The 462-nt window shown below is 46.3% G+C and carries 2 protein-coding genes; one reads left to right on the top strand and one right to left on the bottom strand.

Annotated elements, in window-relative coordinates; translation table 11 throughout:
* On the top strand, window positions 1-125 hold a 125-nt coding region (locus ACU8YC_RS27105; RefSeq protein ID WP_446896274.1), incomplete at its 5' end, for an ACT domain-containing protein.
* A 113-nt stretch (window positions 126-238) separates the two neighbouring features.
* Here ACU8YC_RS27105 and ychH read toward each other — a convergent pair.
* Window positions 239-460 carry a stress-induced protein YchH gene (gene ychH, locus ACU8YC_RS27100; RefSeq protein WP_446896273.1) on the bottom strand — a complete coding sequence of 74 codons (222 nt, stop codon included), beginning with the start codon at window positions 458-460 and terminating at the stop codon, window positions 239-241.
* Window positions 461-462: the final 2 nt, after the last annotated feature.

Here is a 462-nt window from a genome sequence, read left to right as displayed (position 1 = left end):
GGCTTGAAGAGCATACGGTACGAATGATTTGCCATGGAGCATCGAATGACAACCTGTGCATCCTGTTACCCGCTGACGATGCGGATATCGCGGTTAGAGCATTACATTCTCGGTTATTCGAGTAATTCTTCTATTATTCCGTAACGCGCTATCAAGCAAGATTTATAAAGCAGCAGAGCCCTGGTTTTACAACCAAGGCTTTGCATTCAGACCGCCGGACTCTTAACAGAGGGACGATTTAGTTATGACGGTTATTGGTGTCACCACGACGGCATCGTTTGTCATAATGACGTACCCACCAGTAACTGTCACTGATTTGTTCGTGCCCACCCACTCTGGCGCCTGCTAACCAGAGAATACCGCCAACAAAAATACTGAGCACTGCACCATGTTCGAAAAACTGTGGCAGATTAAATTGCGGCAGTTGGTTTAAAATTGAATAACCCACTCCCACAACCATCA

It is taken from the genome of Citrobacter sp. VF227 (assembly GCF_052950715.1).
This window is presented reverse-complemented; position numbering and strand designations above follow the sequence as displayed.